Annotated in this window: 20 protein-coding genes and 1 riboswitch; of the genes, 13 read left to right on the forward strand and 7 right to left on the reverse strand. The window is 71.7% G+C overall.

Annotated elements, in window-relative coordinates; genetic code table 11:
• The first annotated feature begins 185 nt into the window (after positions 1–185).
• The 3 genes from thrC (at position 186) to ACFQPS_RS14165 (ending at position 3552) form a co-directional block, all read left to right on the forward strand.
• Entirely contained in the window at positions 186–1601 is a 1416-nt protein-coding gene (gene thrC / locus ACFQPS_RS14155) for a threonine synthase (protein ID WP_377359870.1), read from the forward strand.
• Between the two features lie 80 nt (positions 1602–1681).
• On the forward strand, positions 1682–2941 hold the full coding sequence (locus tag ACFQPS_RS14160; protein ID WP_377359871.1) for a M16 family metallopeptidase: 1260 nt from the start codon (positions 1682–1684) through the stop codon (positions 2939–2941).
• Complete coding sequence (locus tag ACFQPS_RS14165; protein WP_377359872.1) at positions 2938–3552, forward strand: GNAT family N-acetyltransferase; 615 nt, start codon at positions 2938–2940, stop codon at positions 3550–3552. The genes ACFQPS_RS14160 and ACFQPS_RS14165 overlap by 4 nt, the downstream gene beginning before the upstream one ends.
• Before the next feature lie 19 nt (positions 3553–3571).
• On the opposite strand, the gene ACFQPS_RS14170 is transcribed toward ACFQPS_RS14165, so the two are convergent.
• Positions 3572–4144, reverse strand: coding sequence for a YqgE/AlgH family protein (locus ACFQPS_RS14170; RefSeq protein ID WP_377359873.1), 573 nt, complete (start codon positions 4142–4144; stop codon positions 3572–3574).
• 319 nt (positions 4145–4463) lie between these two features.
• Here ACFQPS_RS14170 and ACFQPS_RS14175 point away from each other — a divergent pair, with 319 nt between their 5' ends.
• Positions 4464–4946 carry a peroxiredoxin gene (locus ACFQPS_RS14175; RefSeq protein WP_377359874.1) on the forward strand — a complete coding sequence of 161 codons (483 nt, stop codon included), beginning with the start codon at positions 4464–4466 and terminating at the stop codon, positions 4944–4946.
• A gap of 63 nt (positions 4947–5009) precedes the next feature.
• Here the strand turns inward: ACFQPS_RS14175 and rnhA are convergent, their stop codons facing one another.
• Together rnhA and ACFQPS_RS14185 are read right to left on the reverse strand one after the other, a co-directional pair.
• Positions 5010–5471 carry a ribonuclease HI gene (gene rnhA, locus ACFQPS_RS14180; protein WP_377359875.1) on the reverse strand — a complete coding sequence of 154 codons (462 nt, stop codon included), beginning with the start codon at positions 5469–5471 and terminating at the stop codon, positions 5010–5012.
• A complete protein-coding gene (locus ACFQPS_RS14185) occupies positions 5468–6448 on the reverse strand; it encodes a homoserine kinase (protein ID WP_377359985.1) in 981 nt (326 codons plus the stop codon). Before ACFQPS_RS14185 ends, rnhA begins: the two co-directional genes overlap by 4 nt.
• A gap of 321 nt (positions 6449–6769) precedes the next feature.
• Here ACFQPS_RS14185 and ACFQPS_RS14190 point away from each other — a divergent pair, with 321 nt between their 5' ends.
• Genes ACFQPS_RS14190 through ACFQPS_RS14200 form a run of 3 tightly spaced genes read left to right on the forward strand, consistent with a single transcriptional unit; the run spans position 6770 to position 8002 of the window.
• Positions 6770–6937, forward strand: coding sequence for a hypothetical protein (locus ACFQPS_RS14190; RefSeq protein ID WP_377359876.1), 168 nt, complete (start codon positions 6770–6772; stop codon positions 6935–6937).
• Between the two features lie 50 nt (positions 6938–6987).
• Entirely contained in the window at positions 6988–7653 is a 666-nt protein-coding gene (locus tag ACFQPS_RS14195) for a PspA/IM30 family protein (protein ID WP_377359877.1), read from the forward strand.
• A gap of 40 nt (positions 7654–7693) precedes the next feature.
• Positions 7694–8002: a PspC domain-containing protein gene (locus ACFQPS_RS14200; RefSeq protein ID WP_377359878.1), complete on the forward strand. Its 309-nt coding sequence runs from the start codon at positions 7694–7696 to the stop codon at positions 8000–8002.
• 110 nt (positions 8003–8112) lie between these two features.
• Here the strand turns inward: ACFQPS_RS14200 and ispH are convergent, their stop codons facing one another.
• A complete protein-coding gene (gene ispH / locus ACFQPS_RS14205; RefSeq protein WP_377359879.1) occupies positions 8113–9081 on the reverse strand; it encodes a 4-hydroxy-3-methylbut-2-enyl diphosphate reductase in 969 nt (322 codons plus the stop codon).
• Positions 9082–9258: 177 nt separating this feature from the next.
• On the opposite strand from ispH, the gene ACFQPS_RS14210 reads away from it, so the two are divergent.
• The 5 genes from ACFQPS_RS14210 (at position 9259) to gcvPB (ending at position 14848) form a co-directional block, all read left to right on the forward strand.
• On the forward strand, positions 9259–9828 hold the full coding sequence (locus ACFQPS_RS14210) for a hypothetical protein (protein WP_377359880.1): 570 nt from the start codon (positions 9259–9261) through the stop codon (positions 9826–9828).
• A 184-nt stretch (positions 9829–10012) separates the two neighbouring features.
• A riboswitch (glycine riboswitch) is annotated at positions 10013–10119 on the forward strand.
• Positions 10120–10289: 170 nt separating this feature from the next.
• Positions 10290–11444 (forward strand): glycine cleavage system aminomethyltransferase GcvT, encoded by a 1155-nt coding sequence (gene gcvT / locus ACFQPS_RS14215; RefSeq protein ID WP_377359881.1) that lies wholly within the window; start codon positions 10290–10292, stop codon positions 11442–11444.
• A 118-nt stretch (positions 11445–11562) separates the two neighbouring features.
• Positions 11563–11931, forward strand: coding sequence for a glycine cleavage system protein GcvH (gcvH, locus tag ACFQPS_RS14220; RefSeq protein ID WP_377359882.1), 369 nt, complete (start codon positions 11563–11565; stop codon positions 11929–11931).
• On the forward strand, positions 11931–13280 hold the full coding sequence (gene gcvPA, locus ACFQPS_RS14225) for an aminomethyl-transferring glycine dehydrogenase subunit GcvPA (RefSeq protein WP_377359883.1): 1350 nt from the start codon (positions 11931–11933) through the stop codon (positions 13278–13280). Before gcvH ends, gcvPA begins: the two co-directional genes overlap by 1 nt.
• 2 nt (positions 13281–13282) lie before the next feature.
• The gene (gene gcvPB / locus ACFQPS_RS14230; RefSeq protein ID WP_377359986.1) at positions 13283–14848 is read left to right on the forward strand and encodes an aminomethyl-transferring glycine dehydrogenase subunit GcvPB; all 1566 of its coding nucleotides are present in this window, start codon (positions 13283–13285) and stop codon (positions 14846–14848) included.
• A gap of 189 nt (positions 14849–15037) precedes the next feature.
• Here gcvPB and ACFQPS_RS14235 read toward each other — a convergent pair whose 3' ends face one another.
• Positions 15038–16036, reverse strand: coding sequence for a DMT family transporter (locus ACFQPS_RS14235; RefSeq protein WP_377359884.1), 999 nt, complete (start codon positions 16034–16036; stop codon positions 15038–15040).
• Positions 16033–16566, reverse strand: coding sequence for a MarR family winged helix-turn-helix transcriptional regulator (locus ACFQPS_RS14240; protein WP_377359885.1), 534 nt, complete (start codon positions 16564–16566; stop codon positions 16033–16035). Before ACFQPS_RS14240 ends, ACFQPS_RS14235 begins: the two co-directional genes overlap by 4 nt.
• Before the next feature lie 257 nt (positions 16567–16823).
• Between ACFQPS_RS14240 and ACFQPS_RS14245 the strand changes: the two genes are divergently transcribed.
• Positions 16824–17987 (forward strand): aminotransferase, encoded by a 1164-nt coding sequence (locus ACFQPS_RS14245; RefSeq protein WP_377359886.1) that lies wholly within the window; start codon positions 16824–16826, stop codon positions 17985–17987.
• Here ACFQPS_RS14245 and ACFQPS_RS14250 read toward each other — a convergent pair.
• On the reverse strand, positions 17962–19392 hold the full coding sequence (locus ACFQPS_RS14250; protein ID WP_377359887.1) for a hypothetical protein: 1431 nt from the start codon (positions 19390–19392) through the stop codon (positions 17962–17964). The genes ACFQPS_RS14245 and ACFQPS_RS14250 overlap by 26 nt on opposite strands.
• Between the last annotated feature and the right edge of the window lie 213 nt (positions 19393–19605).

The following is a 19605-nucleotide window of genomic DNA, read 5'->3' on the forward strand; positions in this document are numbered from 1 at the left end:
GGGACAACGCCGCGGTGACATCCTTTGTTCGCAGGCCGACCCCTGTCCTGGGGGCAGGGGTCGGGTCCGTGTCGGGCGCTTGCGCCGGGACGGGCACGCTCGCTAGTGTAGCCGCCCTGCCGGCCCGCCGTTCCGAAGGATGCGGCGCGGGGCCAGGAGTGCCGGCGATGGAGAGGTAGGTCGGGGTGAAGTACATCAGCACGCGGGGACGGGCCCCCGCCCTCCCGTTCGACGAGGTTCTGCTGGCGGGGCTGGCGCGGGACGGCGGCCTCTATGTCCCCGACGCCTGGCCGGCGCTGGGGCCGGATGCTCTGCGTGCCTTGCGCGGCCGGCCCTATGACGAGGTTGCCGCGGCGGTGATGCTGCCCTTCCTGGGCGGCCGCATCGCCGAGGCGGACTTCCGCCGCCTGCTGGCCGACGCCTACGGGCCGTCGGTCTTCGCCCACCGGGCGGTGACGCCGCTGGTCCAGCTCGACCAGCGCACCTGGCTGATGGAGCTGTTCCACGGCCCGACGCTGGCCTTCAAGGACGTGGCGCTGCAACTGCTCGGCCGCCTGTTCGACCATGTGCTGGCCGCGCGCGGGGAGCGCATGACGGTGGTCGGCGCCACCTCCGGCGACACCGGCTCCGCCGCCATCGAGGCCTGCCGCGACCGCGAGCGGGTGGATATCGTGATCCTGCACCCGCATGGCCGCACCTCGGCCGTGCAGCGCCGCCAGATGACGACGGTGCTCTCGCCCAATGTCCACAACGTCGCCCTGCAAGGGACCTTCGACGACTGCCAGGACGCCGTGAAGGCGATGTTCAACGATGCGGCCTTCCGCGACGGGCTGCACCTCTCGGCGGTCAATTCCATCAACTGGGCCCGGATCATGGCCCAGATCGTCTATTACGTGGCGGCGGCGGTGGCGCTGGGGGCGCCCGACCGGCCGGTCGCCTTCGCCGTGCCCACGGGCAATTTCGGCAATGTCTATGCCGCCTATGCCGCCCGCGCCATGGGCGTGCCGGTGGCGAAGCTGATCGTCGGCAGCAATGCCAACGACATCCTGGCCCGCTTCTTCGCCAGCGGCACGATGCAGACGCGCGCCGTGGTGCCGACCATCAGCCCCAGCATGGACATCCAGATCTCCAGCAACTTCGAGCGGCTGCTGTTCGATCTGATGGACCGCGACGGCGCCGCCGTGGCCGCCAGCATGGCGGAGTTCCGCCGCAGCGGCCGCTTCGACGTCTCGCAGGGCCAGCTCGCCCGCGCGCTGGAGCTGTTCGAGGGCCACCGCTGCGGCGAGGAGGCGACGCTGGAGACGATGGCGCGGGTCCACCGCGACAGCGGCCTGCTGATCGACCCGCACACGGCCGTGGGCGTCGCCGCGGCTCAGGCCGCCGACCTCGACCCCTCGGTTCCGGTCGTGTCGCTGGCCTGCGCCCACCCGGCCAAGTTTCCCGACGCGGTGGAGAAGGCCACGGGCGTGCGCCCCGGCCTGCCGCGGCATCTGGCGGACCTGTTCGAGCGGGAGGAACGGGTCACCGTCCTGCCGAACGATCTCGGCACGCTCCAGGACTTCGTGCGGGCGCGCTCCCGCGTCACGGCGGGGGCGGCGTGAGCACACAGCGCAGACGGACCGGGCCGGACCCGGCAGCACGGAAACCCGGCCGCGACGGCGCCGGAAGGACGAAGGTCACCATGAGCGGGGTCAGGGTCACGACGCTGCCGAACGGGCTGCGGGTCGCCACCGACCCGATGCCGGGCGTGCAGACGGCCAGTGTCGGCGTCTGGATCGGCGTCGGCAGCCGGCACGAGCCGGAGGCGGCGAACGGCGTCGCCCATCTGGTCGAGCATATGCTGTTCAAGGGCACCGACCGGCGCGATGCCTTCCGCATCAGTGCCGAGATCGAGGATGTCGGCGGCCATCTCAATGCCTATACCGGGCGCGAACACACCACCTACTACGCCAAGGTGCTGAAGGAGGACGTGGCGCTGGCGCTCGACCTGCTGGCCGACATGATCCAGCATTCGCGCTTCGATCCCGCCGATCTGGACAAGGAGCGTCAGGTCGTCATCCAGGAGATCGGTCAGGCCGAGGACACGCCCGACGACATCATCTACGACCACTGGCTTGCCACCGCCTTCCGCGGGCAGGCGCTGGGCCGGCCCATCCTGGGCACGGCCGAGGTGGTGGCGGCGCTCCCGCGCGAGGCGCTGACCGGCTATGTCGCGGCGAACTACACGGCCGCCAACATGGTGGTGGCCGCCGCCGGCAACGTGGAGCACGACCGCGTCGTCGAGCTTGTCGCCCGCCTGTTCGGTAACTTGCCGGCCGGGACGGCGCAGAGCGCGGTCCGGGTGGACTGGAACGGCGGCGACTTCCGCGAGGACCGCGACCTGGAGCAGCTCCACATCCTGCTGGGCTTCGCCGGGGTGCCGCTGCCGGACCCGGACTACTACGCCAGCCAGGTGCTCTCCACCCTGCTGGGCGGGGGCATGTCCTCCCGCCTGTTCCAGGAGGTGCGGGAGAAGCGCGGGCTGGTCTACAGCGTCCACAGTTTCGCCTGGCCGATGACCGACGCCGGCGTCTTCGGCATCTATGCCGGCACCGGCCCGGAGCGGACGGAGGAGCTGGTGCCGGTGGTCTGCGACCAGGTGCGCTCCATCGCCGACGGGCTGTCGCCGGAGGAGGTCACCCGCGCCCGGGCGCAGCTCAAGGCGAGCCAGCTCATGTCGCTGGAGAGCACGACGAACCGGGCGGAACAGCTTGCCCACGCGCTGCTCGTCTTCGACCGGCCGGTGCCGCCGGAGGAGATCATCGCCAGGGTGGACGCGGTGGATGCCGACGCGCTGCGCCGGGTGGCGGCGCGCATCTTCGGCAGCCAGCCCGTCCTGGCCGCGCTGGGGCCGATCGGGAGGCTGGAGCCGTATGAGCGGCTCGCGGCGCGGCTCGCGTGACATCACGGCTGCCGCCCGTGCCGCTGCGCCTGTTCCAGGCGGGCTTCCTCAGCCCCCCCGCGATCCGGCTGGACGGGGAGGCGGTGTTCATTCGCCCGCCGCAGGCCCGTGACTGGCGCGACTGGGCGGAACTGCGGGAGGCCAGCCGCGAGTTCCTGACACCGTGGGAGCCGACCTGGCCGCCCGACGCCCTGACCCGCCCGGCCTTCCTGCGCCGGGTGCGGCGGCAGGCGGTGGAATGGCGGGAGGACGAGGGCTACAGCTTCCTTGTCTTCGAGCGCGGCACGGAGGCCCTGGTCGGCGGCATCGGCCTGTCCAATGTCCGCCGCGGCGTGGCCCAGATGGGCACCATGGGCTACTGGGTCGGCCGCCCCTATGCCCGGCGCGGCTACACCAGTGAGGCGGCGCGGCTGGTGCTGGGTTTCGCCTTCGGCCAGCTCGGCCTGCACCGGGTGGAGGCCGCCTGCCTGCCCAGCAACATCCCCAGCCAGGGGGTGCTGGAGAAGGTGGGCTTCTCCCGCGAGGGTTATGCCCGCGGCTATCTCCGCATCGACGGCAGATGGGCCGACCACGTCCTGTTCGGCATCCTGCGCGACGACTGGCGCGGCTAGCCGGGCCGCCGGCGCCCGCTCAGGCGTGGCCGGCGTCGGCGGAAAGCATGGAGAGCGAGACGCCCAGCTTGGCGATCGCGCGTTCCCACTTCGTCTCCAGGTCGCCGTCGAACAGCAGATCCGGGTCCGCCGGGGCGTGCAGCCAGCCGTTGTTCTGCATCTCTGCGTCGAGCTGCCCGGCCCCCCAGCCGGCATAGCCCAGCGCCAGCAGGGCATGCTTCGGACCCCGGCCCTCGGCGATGGCGCGCAGGATGTCCACCGTGGCGGTCAGGGCCACGTCGTCGTCCACCATCATGGTGGCTTCGCGCGCATAGTCCGTGCTGTGCAGGACGAAACCGCGCCCGCCCTCCACCGGACCGCCGTAATGCACGCTCAAATGGTCGAGCGAGCACTCGGCCTCGATGTCGAGCTGCTCCAGCAGGTCGGCGAAGCCGATGCCGCCGAACAGGCGGTTGATCACCAGCCCCATCGCCCCGTCCGCCGTGTGGGCGCAGACATAGATGACCGTGCGGGCGAAACGCGGGTCCGGCATCTGCGGCATGGCGATCAGCAGTTGTCCCGTCAGGAAACGGGGAATCTCCGAATGCTTCATGGTCGCACGCTCGTCGGATCGCGGGAGGCGGTCGTGGAACGGACAGCTCCTTGCTCAGGCTGCCCGCTTGCGCCGGCAGCCTGCCTACGCTGGTCCCCGGCGGCTCCCGGGGACCGGACCGGAGCACAGTACCACAGGACGGCGGGTCCGTCCCCCTTCCGCGGTGGCCGTCCGTGGTAGCGGCGGGTCCCTTGGGAAAACCCGTGCCGACGGGAAAGGTTGCCCGGCCTCCCGCCGTCGCCCGCCCTTGCCGGACCGGCCCGCCCGCCCTAGAACCACGGGGGGAGCGTCCCTTGTCCAGCCACCCGGGAGAATGAGGATGAGCATCAAGGTCGGCGACCGGATTCCGTCGGTGACGCTGAAGCACCTGACCGAGTCCGGCATGCAGGAGATCGGCACCGACGAGATCTTCGCCGGCAGGAAGGTGGTGCTGTTCGCCGTGCCGGGCGCCTTCACCCCCACCTGCTCGGCCAAGCACCTGCCCGGCTTCGTCGAACAGGCCGATGCGATCCGGGCCAAGGGCGTGGACCAGATCGTCTGCATGGCGGTCAACGATCCCTTCGTCATGCATGCCTGGGCCAAGGCGAACAATGTCAACGGCCGCATCCTGATGCTGCCGGACGGCAACGGCACCCTGACCCGTGCGCTGGGGCTGGAGATGGACGGCACGGCCTACAATCTCGGCCTGCGCTGCCAGCGCTTCGCCCTGGTCGCGGAGGACGGGGTGGTCACGGCCCTGAACGTGGAGAAGCCCGGCGCCTTCGAGGTCTCCTCCGCCGAGGCGGTGCTGAAGCTGCTCTGAGCCGGAGAGGCAGGCCGCCGGCGCCGCCCGGGCGCCGGCCGGGTCTTCTCGGCGGCGGGAGCCTCAGGCTGCGGGGGCGGCGAGGGTGTCGCGCATGCCCTCGCGGGCGAGCTGGTCGGCGCGTTCGTTCTCCGGGTGGCCGGCATGGCCCTTGACCCAGTGGAACTCTACCGTGTGGCGGCCGACCAGCTCGTCCAGCCGCTGCCAGAGGTCGGCGTTCTTCACCGGGTCGCGGCCGGCGGTCTTCCAGCCGTTCTTCTTCCAGCCGTGAATCCAGGTGGTGATGCCGTTCTTGACGTACTGGCTGTCGGTGTGCAGCCGCACGGTCACCGGCCGCTTCAGCGCATCCAGCGCCTGGATGGCGGCCATCAGCTCCATCCGGTTGTTGGTGGTCAGGCGCTCGCCGCCCTTCAGTTCCTTCTCGGTGCCCTTCCAGCGCAGGATGGCGCCCCAGCCGCCCGGGCCCGGATTGCCGCTGCACGCCCCGTCGGTGTAGATGTCCACCACCAGCGTGTCGGCGCTCATGCCGCCCCCGCCGGGAGCGTGAGCCCGTATTCGCCGATGCCGCGGACCTGCTGGTGGAAGCGCAGCTTGTGCAGGTATTCCAGCGGGTCCTTGCGCTTCACCAGCGCCCCCGCCGGCGTGTTCAGCCAGTCATAGAGCCGGGTCAGCAGGAAGCGCAGGGCACTGCCCCGCGCCAGCAGCGGCAGCGCCTCCAGCTCCGCCGCCGACAGCGGACGCACCTTCATGTAGCTGGCCAGCATCAGCCGCGCCTTCGTCACGTTGAACGAGCCGTCCGCCTCGAAGCACCAGGCGTTCAGGCAGACCGCCACGTCGTAGGCCAGGATGTCGTTGCAGGCGAAATAGAAGTCGATCAGGCCGGACAGCGCGCCGTCGCGGAAGAAGACATTGTCCGGGAACAGGTCGGCATGGATAACGCCGCAGGGCAGGTCCGCCGGCCAGCACCGCTCCAGCTCCGCCAGTTCCGCCGCCAGCGCCGCGGCAAGGCCGGGCTTCACCGCGTCCGCCCGCCCGTGCGTCGCCGCGTGCAGCGTGCGCCAGCCGTCCAGCGACAGGGCGTTGGCCCGGCGCAGCGGAAAATCCGCCCCGGCCAGGTGAAGCCGCGCCAGCCCCTCGCCCAGGGCGGCGCAGTGCTCGGGCAGGATGCGCCGCGGCCACATGCCGGCCAGGAAGGTGACGATCACCGCCGGCCGGCCGCACAGGCTGCGCAGCGCCTCCCCGTCGCGCCCGCGCACGGGCAGGGGGCAGGTCACACCGCGGGCCGACAGATGCTCCATCAGCCCCAGGAAGAAGGGCAGGTCGGCCGGGTCCACCCGCTTCTCGTAGAGGGTCAGGATGAAGGGGCCGGTCTCCGTCACCAGCAGGTAATTGCTGTTCTCCACCCCCTCCGCGATGCCCTTGCACGACACCACCGCGCCCAGATCGTACTGGGCGATGAAGCTGCGCAGGTCCTCGTCGGAGACTTCGGTATAGACGGCCATGGCCATCGGGTAGCCGGTTTCCTCCCCCCGGTCAACGGCACCGGCGGCCCGTTCCGGCCGCATCCTGCCGATGGCGCAGGGGGCTCAAGGGCGGTGGTGGAGAATGCTTCGCCGGTTCCACCAGAAAATGGCGTTCGCCGCCATCGAGTGGCGGAAATCCGGCGATCTGCGGGCGTTGCTGCCGCGCCGTCCGTAAGTTTTCAATGAAATCAAAGGCTTGTGGAGAGGGCAAAAGTTGGCACGCGGGTTGCGATACTGGCGACGTGGCCGCGAAGGCCGATGAGACAGACCCGAACGCAACCGATCCCGATGGAGACCGCCATGACCGACGTCACGTACCTCGCCAAGGCGCGCCGCAGCCGCGACACCGCCGGCACGGCGACCGCCTCCTGGGCCGACACGCTGCGGGAATTCGTCCCCGGCGTCGATGTGATCCCCGCGCTGGCCTCGGCCGCCGTCATGATCCTGTGCCTGACGCAGCTCTTCTGACGCGCGCCGCGCCGCCGACCCCCTGAAACCCCGAACCGACGGAAAGAACCATGGGCCTCTTCACCCGCCTCGGCAATGTCGTCGAATCCAATCTGACGTCCATCCTGGACCGGGCGGAGGACCCGGAACTGACCCTCGCCCAGGCGATCCGGGAGATGGAGGACACCCTCACCGATGTGCGCGCCGGCACGGTCCGGCTGATCGCCGAGCGCGCCGAGGCCGCCGCGAAGTGGCGCGAGGCCGAGTTCGAGGTCCTGGAGTGGGACCGCCGGGCCGAGCTGGCCCTGAGCCACCGCCGCGAGGATCTGGCCCGGGCCGCCCTGCTGGCCAAGGACCGGGTGTCCCGCGCCGCGGCACCGGCCAAGGCCGAGCTGGACGCCATCGAGACCGCCATCGCCAAGCTGTCGGAGGATGCCGCCAGGCTGGAGGCGAAGCTGGCCGAGGCGCACGGCAAGCGCCGCTCCCTGGCCGCCCGCCACCGCAGCGCGGTGGACCGGCTGCGGGTCCGGACCCGGCTCTATGACGGCCGGATCGAGGAGGCGATGGCCGCCGCGGACCAGCTCGATCGTCACCTGGACGAGCTGGAGGCCCGCGGCGAGGTGGCCGGCTACGGCCGCAAGCCCCGCGGCCTCGCCGCCGAGATCGACGAACTGGAGGCCGCGGAGCGGGTGAACCGCGAACTGGAGTCGCTCCGCGCCCGTGTCGCCGCCCGCTGACCCCGACCGTTCCCCGCCCGCGAACCGATTGGAGAGAGACGTGACCACCTTCGACCACATCGCCCGCAGTGCCCGCAGCCGCCGCATCTGCAAGGACCCCGCCAACGGCCTGATCTTCGGCGTCTGCGCCGGCATCGCCTGGTGGCTCGGCATCAAGGCCTGGGCCGTGCGGGCCGCGGCCATCCTGCTGCTGCTGCTCTGGACCGGCCCGGCCCTGGTCGCCTACCTGCTGGCTGCCCTGCTGCTGGGCAACCGTCCCTACGACCGTTACGAGGACTTCGTGCGCCGCTACGGCGATGACCTTGGCGGGCCCGCCGAGGACCGTTCCGGCCATCGCGGCTGGCGCTGACCCCGACCGGTCCCGGGCGGCCTCCACGCCCTCCGGGACCGCCCGCGGCGGCGGGCGGGCCGCCGCAGCCCGGACCCTGCCCGGACCCCGCGTCCGGGCGGGGTTTCCGCCTACTCCGCCGCCAGCACCTTCGGCAGCTTGAAGGTCACGCCCTCGGTCGCCGTCACCACCTCCTCGATGGTGACATGGTAGCGCCCGCGCAGGGCCTCGATCATCTCCTCGACCAGCACCTCGGGGGCGGAGGCGCCCGCCGTGATGCCCAGGGTGGCGACCCCCTCCAGCAGCGACCAGTCGATCTGCTCCGCCCGCTGCACCAGCATGGCGCGGGTGCAGCCCTGCACCTTCGCCACCTCCACCAGCCGCACCGAGTTGGAGGAGTTCGGCGCCCCCACCACCAGGATCGCGTCGGCCCGGCCGGCGATGGCCTTGACGGCGCCCTGCCGGTTGGTGGTGGCGTAGCAGATATCCTCCTTCTTCGGCCCGGCGATGTTGGGGAAGCGGCGGCGCAGCACCTCGACGATGCCGGCCGTATCGTCCACCGAGAGCGTCGTCTGGGTGACGAAGGCCAGATTGTCCGGGTCCGCCGGTTGCAGCCGCTCGGCATCCTCCGCCGTCTCCACCAGCACGACCGAGCCGGTCGGGAGCTGGCCCATGGTGCCGATCACCTCCGGATGGCCGGCGTGCCCGATCAGGACGATCTGGAGGCCGGATTCGTGGTGCCGCTCGGCCTCGCGGTGGACCTTGGAGACGAGCGGGCAGGTGGCGTCCACATAGATCATGTCGCGCCGCTGCGCCTCGGCCGGGATCGCCTTCGGCACGCCGTGGGCGGAGAACACCACCGGGCGGTCGTCGGGCACCTCGTCCAGTTCCTTGACGAAGATGGCGCCCTTGCGCTCCAGCCCCTCCACCACGAAACGGTTGTGGACGATCTCGTGCCGGACATAGACGGGGGCGCCGAATTTCTGCAACGCCACCTCCACGATCTGGATGGCCCGGTCGACGCCGGCGCAGAAGCCGCGCGGGGCGGCCAGCAGGATGTGCAGGGCGGGCTTGTCGGAGCTGTGCGTCACGGCAGTCACGGGGGCTGTTTCCAGAAGCTGCGGGCAGTGATCTCGGGTCTTGGATCTCGGGTCTCGGGTCCGGGTCGGGACCCGGACGGGTCGTGGGCTTGTGCCGGTCCGGCGGGTTCACTATTGTCGCGGAGCCGCGGGCCGACCGCGGTACCACACCCTGTTTCTCCGGTGAGCCCCCGTCCGATGACCACGCGCGACGACCATAATACAGGAAATCCGCCCAGGAAAGCCGCCGCCCGGCCGCACGGGCGCGCCGTGATCGCGCGCGGGCTCCTGGCCGCCGTGGCGCTGGCCGGTCTGGCCGGCTGCGAGAGCGCCAAGGGCTTCCGTCCGGGCTGTCCGAACGTCGGCGTGCTGCGCGACGCCGGCACCTACCGGGTCCCGGGCGCGGACGGGGCGGCCCTTGCCACCGCCGTCATCAACCCGCCCGACGCGATCTGCGAGTACAGCGACGACGGCGTCACCATCGGCACCAGCTTCACCATCAGCGCCAGGGCGGCGGACGGGTTCGGCGGCACGGTGCCGGTGGAGTACTTCGTCGCCGTCACCGACCCGCAGCGCAACGTGATCGCCAAGCAGGTCTTCTCCACGACCATCCTGATGGCCGGCGGTTCCGGCGCCGTGGGGGAGGAGACGGAGCAGTTCATCCCCGCCCCGAAGACGGTGGACGCCCGCTATTACGAGGTGCTGGTCGGCTTCCAGCTCCCGCCGGAGCAGGTGGAGACGAACCGGCAGGTCAACCAGGGCCGCTGAGCGGGGGCCGGTCCTGCGCGGCCCGGCCTGCGGGTCTGGGCCTGTGCGGCCTGGAGAGGGGGCGGTTCCGCCGCCCCCGTTCCCTTCCGCGGCCCCCCTTTTCCGGCGGTTCACGCCGGGGGCGGCACGCCTTTCCTGCAATTGACTTTCGGCAGCCGGCCGCTAGTTTAGCCCCACACGCTGACGACCCCTCGCGGGAGAGATCGTCCCTGGGACAGGATGTCCCGGCGGGCGACGCCGAAGGAGCAACCGCCCCCGGAAACTCTCAGGCAGAAGGACCGCGGGGGAAAAGCGCATCTGGAAAGTGGCGGGGCCGACAGGATCCGCCCACCGACGGAGTAAACCGGCAGCCGGTGCGAACCGGCCCTGGGAACGACGCGGTCCGTGGCTCCGGCCCGGGCGCGGACGCCCTTCCGGTGAATCTCTCAGGGGCCGTGACAGAGGGGGGCTGGCTGTGCGGGATGGCCCGCGCGGTCGCGACTCTGCCGGGAGACCCTGCTTTGAGCGATCAGACCGAGCCGTTGCTGCGCACGCCCCTGCATGCCCTGCATGTGGAGCTGGGCGCCCGCATGGTGCCCTTCGCAGGCTACGACATGCCGGTGCAGTACCCCGCCGGGGTGCTGAAGGAGCATCTGCACACCCGCGCCGGCGCGGGCCTGTTCGACGTCTCCCACATGGGCCAGGTGCGGCTGCGCGGCGACGATCCCGCCAAGGCGCTGGAGTCGCTGGTGCCGGGCGACATCCTGGGCCTGGCCGAGGGGCACATCCGCTACACCCTGTTCACCAACGACCAGGGCGGGATCCTGGACGACCTGATGGTCACCCGGGTCGGCCCGGATGAGCTGTTCCTCGTCGTCAACGCCGCCTGCAAGCAGGCCGACCTCGCGCATCTGCGCGCCGGGCTGCCGGGCATCGCGGTCGAGTATCTGGGCGACGATGCCGGCCTGCTGGCGCTCCAGGGGCCGGCCGCGGCCGCGGTGCTGGCGCGCCATGTGCCGGCCGCCGCGACCATGGCCTTCATGTCGGCGATCACGGCGGACATCCGGGGCATCCCGGTCCGCATTTCCCGCTCCGGCTACACCGGCGAGGACGGCTACGAGATCGGCGTCGCCGGCGCCGATGCCGAGGCGCTGGCCCGGCTGCTGCTGGCCGAGCCGGAGGTCGCCCCGATCGGCCTGGGCGCGCGCGACTCGCTGCGGCTGGAGGCGGGGCTCTGCCTCTACGGCCACGACATCGACACGACCACGACGCCCGTCGAGGCGGCGCTGACCTGGGCCGTCGCCAAGCGCCGGCGCGAGGAGGGGGGCTTCCCCGGCGCCGCCCTGTTGCAGCGCCAGTTCCGCGAAGGTGCGGTCCGCAAGCGGGTCGGCATCCTGCCCGAGGGTCGCGCCCCGGCGCGCGAGCATACCGAGATCCAGGGCGCCGACGGCGCCGTCATCGGCAGCATCACCAGCGGCGGCTTCGGCCCCAGCGTGAACGGCCCGGTCGCCATGGGCTACGTGGCCGCGGCGCACGCCGCGGTCGGCACGCCGGTGAGCCTGATGGTCCGCGGCAAGGCGCTGCCGGCGAAGGTGGCGGCACTGCCGTTCGTTCCGCACCGCTACTACAGGGGTTGACGGGACCGGGGCCGCGGGCGGGCGCGATGCCCCTCACGCGATCCCGGTTTCCCGGTATTGACGAGGACGGCGCCGCGCCGCCGCGGTTGGCGGGCGCGGCACAATCAGGGGACAGGCAATGATCAGGTTCACCAAGGATCACGAGTGGGTGCGCGTGCAGGACGGGATCGCCACGGTCGGCATCACCGACTATGCGCAGCAGGCGCTGGGCGACGTTGTCTTCGTCGAGGTGCCCGAGGCCGGCCGCGCGCTGGAGCAGGGCAAGGATGCCGCCGTCGTCGAGTCGGTGAAGGCCGCCTCCGAGGTCTATGCTCCGGCCGACGGCACCGTGACCGAGGGCAACACCCGCCTGACCGACAACCCGGCCCTGGTCAACACCGACCCGATGGGCGATGGCTGGTTCTTCCGGATGAAGCTGACCGATCCGGCCCAGCTCGACGGGCTGCTGGACGAGGCCGCCTACTCCGCCTACGTCGAGGCGCTCTGATGCGTTACCTGCCCCTGACGGAGGCCGACCGCCAGGCCATGCTGGCGCGCATCGGCGTGCCGGACGTGGACGCGCTGTTCCGCGACGTGCCCGCGGCGGCGCGGCTGCGGGCGCCCATCGACGGCCTGCCCCTGCACATGGGCGAGCTTGAGGTGGACCGCCTGCTCTCCGGCATGGCGGCGAAGAACCTGACGGCGGGCTCCGTCCCCAGCTTCCTGGGGGCGGGGGCCTACCGCCACCATGTCCCGGCCTCCGTGGACCAGATGCTGCTGCGCGGGGAGTTCCTGACTTCCTACACGCCGTACCAGCCGGAGGTCGCGCAGGGGACGTTGCAGTACCTGTACGAGTTCCAGACCCAGGTCGCGGAGATCACCGGCATGGAGGTGGCGAACGCCTCCATGTACGACGGCGCCACCGGCACGGCGGAGGCGGTGCTGATGGCCACCCGCCTGACCCGCCGCAGCAAGGCGGTGCTCTCCGGCGGCCTGCATCCGCACTACCGTGAGGTGGTGGCGACCACCTGCGGCGTGCTGGGCATGGAGATCGCGGCTCAGGCGCCCGACCCGACGGACGTGGAGGACCTGCTGCCGCTGGTGGATGATGCCACGGCCTGCGTCGTCGTGCAGACGCCGTCGCTGTTCGGCCATCCGCGCGACCTGTCGGAGCTGGCGGCCGCCTGCCACGCCAAGGGGGCGCTGCTGATCGCCGTCGTCACCGAGGTGGTGAGCCTGGGCCTGCTGACCCCGCCGGGCGAGATGGGCGCCGACATCGTGGTCTGCGAGGGCCAGTCGATCGGCAACCCGCTGAACTTCGGCGGCCCCTATGTCGGCCTGTTCGCCACGCGGGAGAAGTTCGTCCGCCAGATGCCCGGCCGCCTCTGCGGCCAGACGGTGGACGCGGAGGGCAAGCGCGGCTTCGTGCTGACGCTGTCCACCCGCGAGCAGCACATCCGGCGCGAGAAGGCGACCTCCAACATCTGCACCAACAGCGGGCTCTGCGCGCTGGCCTTCACCATCCACATGGCGCTGCTGGGCGGCGAGGGCTTCGCCCGGCTGGCCCGGCTGAACCACGCCAAGGCGGTGGCGCTGTCCGACAGGCTGGCGGCGGTGCCGGGAGTGGAGGTGCTGAACGGCGCCTTCTTCAACGAGTTCACCCTGCGCCTGCCGCGGCCGGCCGCCCCGGTGGTGGAAGCGCTGGCGCAGCGCCGCATTCTGGCGGGCGTTCCCGTCTCCCGTCTCTATCCCGGTGAAGCCGGGCTGGAGACCCTGCTGCTGGTGGCGGCGACCGAGACCAACACCGAGGCCGACATGGACGCGCTGGTCCACGGGCTTCAGGAGGTGCTGCGATGAGCATGAACAGCCAGGGCCGTCCGACCACCCCGCACGTTCCCTCGGCGTCGGAGGTGGCGCAGACCCACACCGGCAACCGGGCGCTGATGCAGGAGGAGCCGCTCCTGTTCGAGCTGGACAATCCCGGCGTCTGCGGCGTGGACCTGCCCGAGCCGCCGACGGCGGCGCTGCGCCTGGGCAAGGTCCGCCCGCGCGGGAACCTCGCCCTGCCGTCCGTGTCGGAGCCGGAGGTGGTGCGCCACTACACCCGGCTGAGCCAGAAGAACTTCGGCATCGACACCACCATGTATCCGCTGGGGTCGTGCACCATGAAGCACAACCCGCGGCTGAACGAGAAGATGGCCCGCCTGCCGGGCTTCTCCGACATCCATCCGCTCCAGCCGGTCTCCACCGTGCAAGGGGCGCTGGAGCTGATCGACCTGCTGGCGCACTGGCTGAAGACCCTGACCGGCATGCCGGCCGTGGCGATGAGCCCCGCCGCCGGCGCGCATGGCGAGCTGTGCGGCCTGATGGCGATCCGTGCGGCGCTGGCGGCGCGCGGCGAGGCGCACCGCCGGCGCGTGCTGGTGCCGGAATCGGCGCACGGCACCAACCCGGCGACGGCGGCCTTCTGCGGCTTCGCCGTGGACTCCATCCCGGCGGAGGATGACGGCCGGGTCAGCGTCGAGGCGGTGAAGGCCAAGCTCGGGCCCGACGTCGCCGCCATCATGCTGACCAACCCGAACACCTGCGGCCTGTTCGAGCCGCAGATCCGGGAGATCGCCGACGCCGTGCATGCGGCCGGCGGCTACTTCTACTGCGACGGCGCCAACTACAACGCCATCGTCGGCCGGGTGCGCCCCGCCGACCTGGGCGTGGACGCCATGCACATCAACCTGCACAAGACCTTCAGCACGCCGCACGGCGGCGGCGGGCCGGGGTCTGGGCCGGTGGTGCTGTCGGCGGCGCTGGCGCCCTTCGCGCCGCTGCCCTATGTCGTCCACGGCGCGGACGGCTTCCGGCTGGTCGAGCATGCCGGCGAGGCGGAGGGCAGCCCCTTCGGCCGCATGAAGGGCTTCCACGGCCAGATGGGCATGTTCGTGCGGGCCCTGGCCTACATGCTCTCGCACGGGGCCGACGGGCTGCGGCAGGCGGCGTCCGACGCGGTGCTGAACGCCAACTACGTGCTGGCCAGCCTGAAGGACGTGATGAGCGCCTCCTTCGAGGGGCCGTGCATGCACGAGGCCCTGTTCGACGACCGCTTCCTGAAGGGCACGGGCATCACCCCGCTCGACTTCGCCAAGGCGCTGATCGACGAGGGCTTCCACCCGATGACCATGTACTTCCCGCTGGTCGTCCAGGGGGCGCTGCTGATCGAGCCGACGGAGACGGAGTCGAAGCAGACGCTGGACCAGTTCATCGGCACCCTGCGGGCGCTGGCCGAGCGGGCGAAGACGGGCGACGAGGAGTATTTCCACGGCGCCCCGCGGCTGACCCCGCGCCGTCGTCTGGACGAGACGGCGGCCGCGCGGAAGCCGGTGCTGCGCTGGACCCGGCCGGCCCCGGTGGCCCAGGCCGCGGCGGAGTAGGCCCGCGGCGGCCTCCGGTCCGCTGCCGGAGGCCGCCCGGCTTCTGCCGCCCGCACTCACCGGCGGGAGGGCGCGATGGTCGATCCGGTGCAAGCGGAGGGCCGCGGCGCGCGGCCTGTCCGCCCCGGCCCGGCGTCTGGAGGGTGCGGAACAGGCGGCGGATCGGACGGCCGGGGCTCACCCGGTGGCTCACCCGGTCCGCCGCGCCACCGTGACCAGAGCCCCGATGGTCAGCACCGCCCCCAGAGCCTGCAAGAGAGCGAAACCTTCCCCCAGGAACAGCACCGCGCCGCCGACGCCGAAGACCGGAATCAGGGTCAGGAACAGCCCCGCCACCGCAACGGGCAGGCCCCGGATTCCGATCAGATAGAACCAGAAGGGAAGGGCGTATTGCACCACCCCGGACAGGGCGGCCACCGCCAGGACCCGCGGATCGGCCACGATCCGGGGATCGGCGATGCCGGACCACCAGGCGTCCGGGCCGGGGGCGAGCCCCTGTAATCCCGCCGAGGCGGCCAGCAGGACCAGGGCCGCGGCCAGTCCGGCGCTCTGCTGCAAGGCGGCCAGGGAAAGCGGGGCCACATGCAGGACCGTGCGGCTGGACAGCACGGCATAGAGAGCCGCGAACAGGGTGCCCAGCAGCACCAGCGCATCCCCGCCCACATGCCCGCCACCCGACTTCCCCAGCCCGGTGAGGGAGACCAGCGCCACTCCCAGCGTGGCCACCAGCACGGCGACCACCAGCCGTCCGTCCGGTCGGCTTCCCAGCAGAACCCAGGCCACCAGCACGATCAGCACCGGCTCCACCGCGCCGATGATGCTGGCATTGGTGGCACTGGTCAGGGCCAGGCCCGGCACGCCCAGCCCATAGGCGAGCCCGGGCTCCAGCAGCCCTGTCGCCGCTGCCCGGCCCGCGACCGGCTGGGGCGGCACCTGCGCCCGGGTGACGGCCACCGCCAGCCACAGGAAGAGGACGCTGGCCGTCAACTGGATGGCCAGCAGCGGGAAGGGCGGCATCACCGCCAGCACATCCTTGGCCAGTACCGTCGCCAGTCCCCAGCAGGCGGCGGACAGCACCATTGCCCCCACCGCCAGCGGCAGGGGCACCGGCCGGGGGCCTTCCACCGGCAAGGGGGGCGCCATCGCTTCCGGGATGGCGCCCGGCAGCGTCGGGCCCCCGGATGTCATGGCGCACTCCCCTGTTCCAGGGCGACCGCCCGGCATTCCACCGGGCAGGCACTTCCGCCGCAGGCTCCTTCATCGCAAAGGCGGCACAGGTGGTCGGCCTGGTCCCGACCGGTGGTGATGGCCGCCAGCAGCAGGTCCGCCAAGCGTGTCAGGTCCCGGCGTGCCGCCGTGTCCAGAGGGGTCAGTGCCCGGGCGACGGTGGTGGCCCGGGCATCGCGGATGCGGTTCGCCGTCGCCCGCCCGGCCGTGGTCAGGGCGAGGCTGACGGCCCGGCGATCCACCGCGCCCGCCGCCTTGGTCAGTAACCCGTCCGCTGCCAACTGATCCACCAGCCGGACAGTCACGGAATGGGTCAGGTCCAGTATCCGGGCCAGGGCGCCGATACTCTCCCCTGGATACTGGTCTATGGTGGTCAGCGCGGCACAGGCACTGGCACTCAATCCCGTCGCCGCCCGTGCAGCGGCGATCTGGGCATCGGCAAGAGCCAGCGCCAGGGCGGCGAGGCGGTTGGGCAGGGGGTCGTGAGTCATGACCTTTATATATTCAGACCGAATACATATTTCAAGGGTGTCCGTCTGACAGTCGCTTGTGGACGAACGGGGGAATGCCGCCCCTCCGGCACCGGGAAAAGGCGGTCTGCCGCCGGTAGTGTTCCGGAAACCGATGGCCGTGGCGGGCAAGGGCCGGATGACCGGTCCGCGTCGCGCACCCTGCCCGCGGGCGTTGACGGCAGGGTGGGGCGGGGGCAGCCTTGAGGCCGGTAGCGCTTGGATAAGGAAACGGGTGGATGAAGGCGGGGAATGCGGTGCTGTCCTCCTACGGCACCACGATCTTCGAGGTGATGTCCCGGCTGGCGGAGGAGCACCGCGCCGTCAATCTCGGCCAGGGCTTTCCCGATGGCGGCGGCCCGCCGGAGGTGGTGGCGGAGGCGCAGCGCTACCTTGCCGAGGGCTGGAACCAGTACCCGCCGATGATGGGTCTGCCGGCCCTGCGTCAGGCCGTGGCCGCGCACGCCGCCCGCTTCTACGGGCTGGAGGTGGACTGGCGCCAGGAGGTGATGGTCACCTCCGGCGCCACGGAGGCGCTGGCCGCCTGCCTGTTCGGCCTGCTGGAGCCGGGCGACGAGGCGGTGCTGTTCGAACCCTTGTACGACAGCTACGTTCCGATCATCCGGCGGGCCGGGGCGGTGCCGCGCTTCGTGCCGTTGCGCGCGCCGGACTGGACGTTCACGCGGGAGGATCTGGCCGCCGCCTTCGGGCCGCGCACCAAGCTGGTCCTGCTCAACAACCCGCTGAACCCGGCGGCCAAGGTCTGGTCGGCGGAGGAACTGGCCGTGCTGGCGGAGAGGCTGGTGGCGCACGACGCCATCGCCGTCTGCGACGAGGTCTATGAGCATCTGGTGTTCGACGGGCGCCGCCACCTGCCGCTGATGGCGCTGCCGGGCATGCGCGAGCGCACCCTGCGCATCGGCTCCGCCGGCAAGACCTTCTCCCTGACCGGCTGGAAGGTCGGCTATGTCACGGCAGCGCCGGCATTGCTGCGGCCGGTGGCAAAGGCGCACCAGTTCCTGACCTTCACCACCCCGCCCAACCTCCAGCACGCGGTGGCCTGCGGTCTCGGCGGGCCGGACTCCTATTTCGACGGGCTGGCGGCGGAGATGCAGCGCAAGCGCGACCGCCTCTCCGCCGGGCTCGCATCCTGCGGCTTCGGGGTGCTGCCGGCCCAGGGCACCTATTTCGTCACGGCCGACATCCGGCCGCTCGCCGGGGGGGAGGACGATGCCGCCTTCTGCCGCCGCATGACGGTGGAGGCCGGTGTCGCCGCCATCCCGGTCAGCGCCTTCTTCGAGCAGGAGCCGCCGCGCCACCTGATCCGCTTCTGCTTCTGCAAGCAGGATGCGGTGCTGGACGAGGCGGTGGCCCGGCTCAGGGGCTGGCTGGGGCGGACCTGATCCCGTCGCGGGCGTGCCACCACTCCAGCACACCCGCCAGCACCGCCAGCACGCTCAGCCAGACCATGCGGCTCTGATAGCGGTCGTGCGGGTTGGACAGGGCGCCGCTGATGAAGGCGTTGCCCAGCAGGGCCAGCAGCACCAGGGCGGCGAAGCCGGCCAGATGCCGCCGCCGCGTCGCCAGCGCCCAGGCCAGCACGCCGGCCGTGCCCGCCAGCGACAGCCAGGCCACCGGCCGGTGGACCAGGTTCAGCCCCACGAACAGCTCGCCGATCGGTTCCTGCCGCTGCTGCCGGGCCGCGGCGAAGCCGGGGAGATGCTCCGGCAGGTGCCGGCGGAAGGTCCAGCGGGTGAAATCCTGCCACTCGTCCAGCCCGTCGCCGGTGGCGACCTTGCCGAGCTGGGCCGCCGTCGCACGCAGCGCCGTCAGCGCCACCTCCCCGGGATAGGCGGCGACCGCGTCGCGCACCATGCGCGCCAGCTCGGCATCGGCGCCGCCCCACCAGCCGATCCGGCGGAAGGGCGAGTCGCGGTGCCAGATGAAGTCGTTCGCCGTCGTCGGCAGATCCGCCTGCCAGGGGCACAGGGCGTAGGCGTCCGGGTCCTGCGGGCAGCGGTCGTCCAGCAGCCGCTGCACGATCCCGTCCTGCACCAGCCGGCCGAAGACGAAGACGGGGCCGCCCGGCGTATAGGTGGCCTGACCCACCAGTCCCAGATGCAGCAGCGGCATCAGCAGCAGGCTGGCCGCCACCAGCAGCGCCGGCGGCCCCGGCCGCGGCCGGTCCAGGGGGTCGCCCCCGCGGGCCAGCGGCGCCAGGAGCGCCATGCCGACCGCCAGCCCCAGCCCGAGCGCCATGGTGGACATGTGGGAGAGCAGGGCGAGCAGCCCGATTCCGGCGATCCCGGCCCGCTCCCACGGTCCCAGCCGGTTCCAGCGGAATCCCAGCAGCCAGAGGCAGAGCACCGCCACCGGCACCAGCACGTCGGGCATGAGCTGGGCCGTGAACCAGGGCAGGGCCGTCAGCCCCGCCAGCAGTGCGGCCGTTCCCGCCAGCGTGGCGGCGCCGAAGGGCAGGTGCAGGGTCCGCAGGGTCAGCCGCAGCAGCCACAATACCAGCAGCCCATGGACCAGCACCGGCCCCCAGAGGCTGAGCCAGCGCAGCGAGGCGGCCTGGAGGAACAGCCCGTAGAAGAGGGAGCGGCCCGGCTCCAGCTCCAGTTCCAGGGCCCGCATCAGGTAACCGCCGGTATCGAAGAAGACGACCGGGAAGCCGTTCCAGAGGGCGGGATGCAGCAACGCCCCCAGCGCCAGCGCCAGCAGACCGAGGCGCAGGGGCAGCGGCAGCTCCGCCGGCCTGTGCCCTTGCGGGCCGGGGGCGGGGGTGGGATCGGGACGGTCGCTCATCCCCTCAGCCTCCGGACTGGTCATGGCGATCTCTGGGCAAAGCCGGGGCAGCGCTTGCATGCTGCGTTGCGGAGGCGCAAATAGCCAAGCCAGGATCGTTCATCAGTATGCCCTATAAGGAAGTGTCGCCCCAGCCTACAGTTCCGTTCAGGCCGGTGCGTCCCGTCCGCCCCGCACGGTCGGTCCTGACCGTCCGACCGTGCGTTGTCCGCC

It is taken from the genome of Rhodocista pekingensis (assembly GCF_042665545.1).
Classification (GTDB): Bacteria; Pseudomonadota; Alphaproteobacteria; order Azospirillales; family Azospirillaceae; genus Rhodocista; species Rhodocista pekingensis.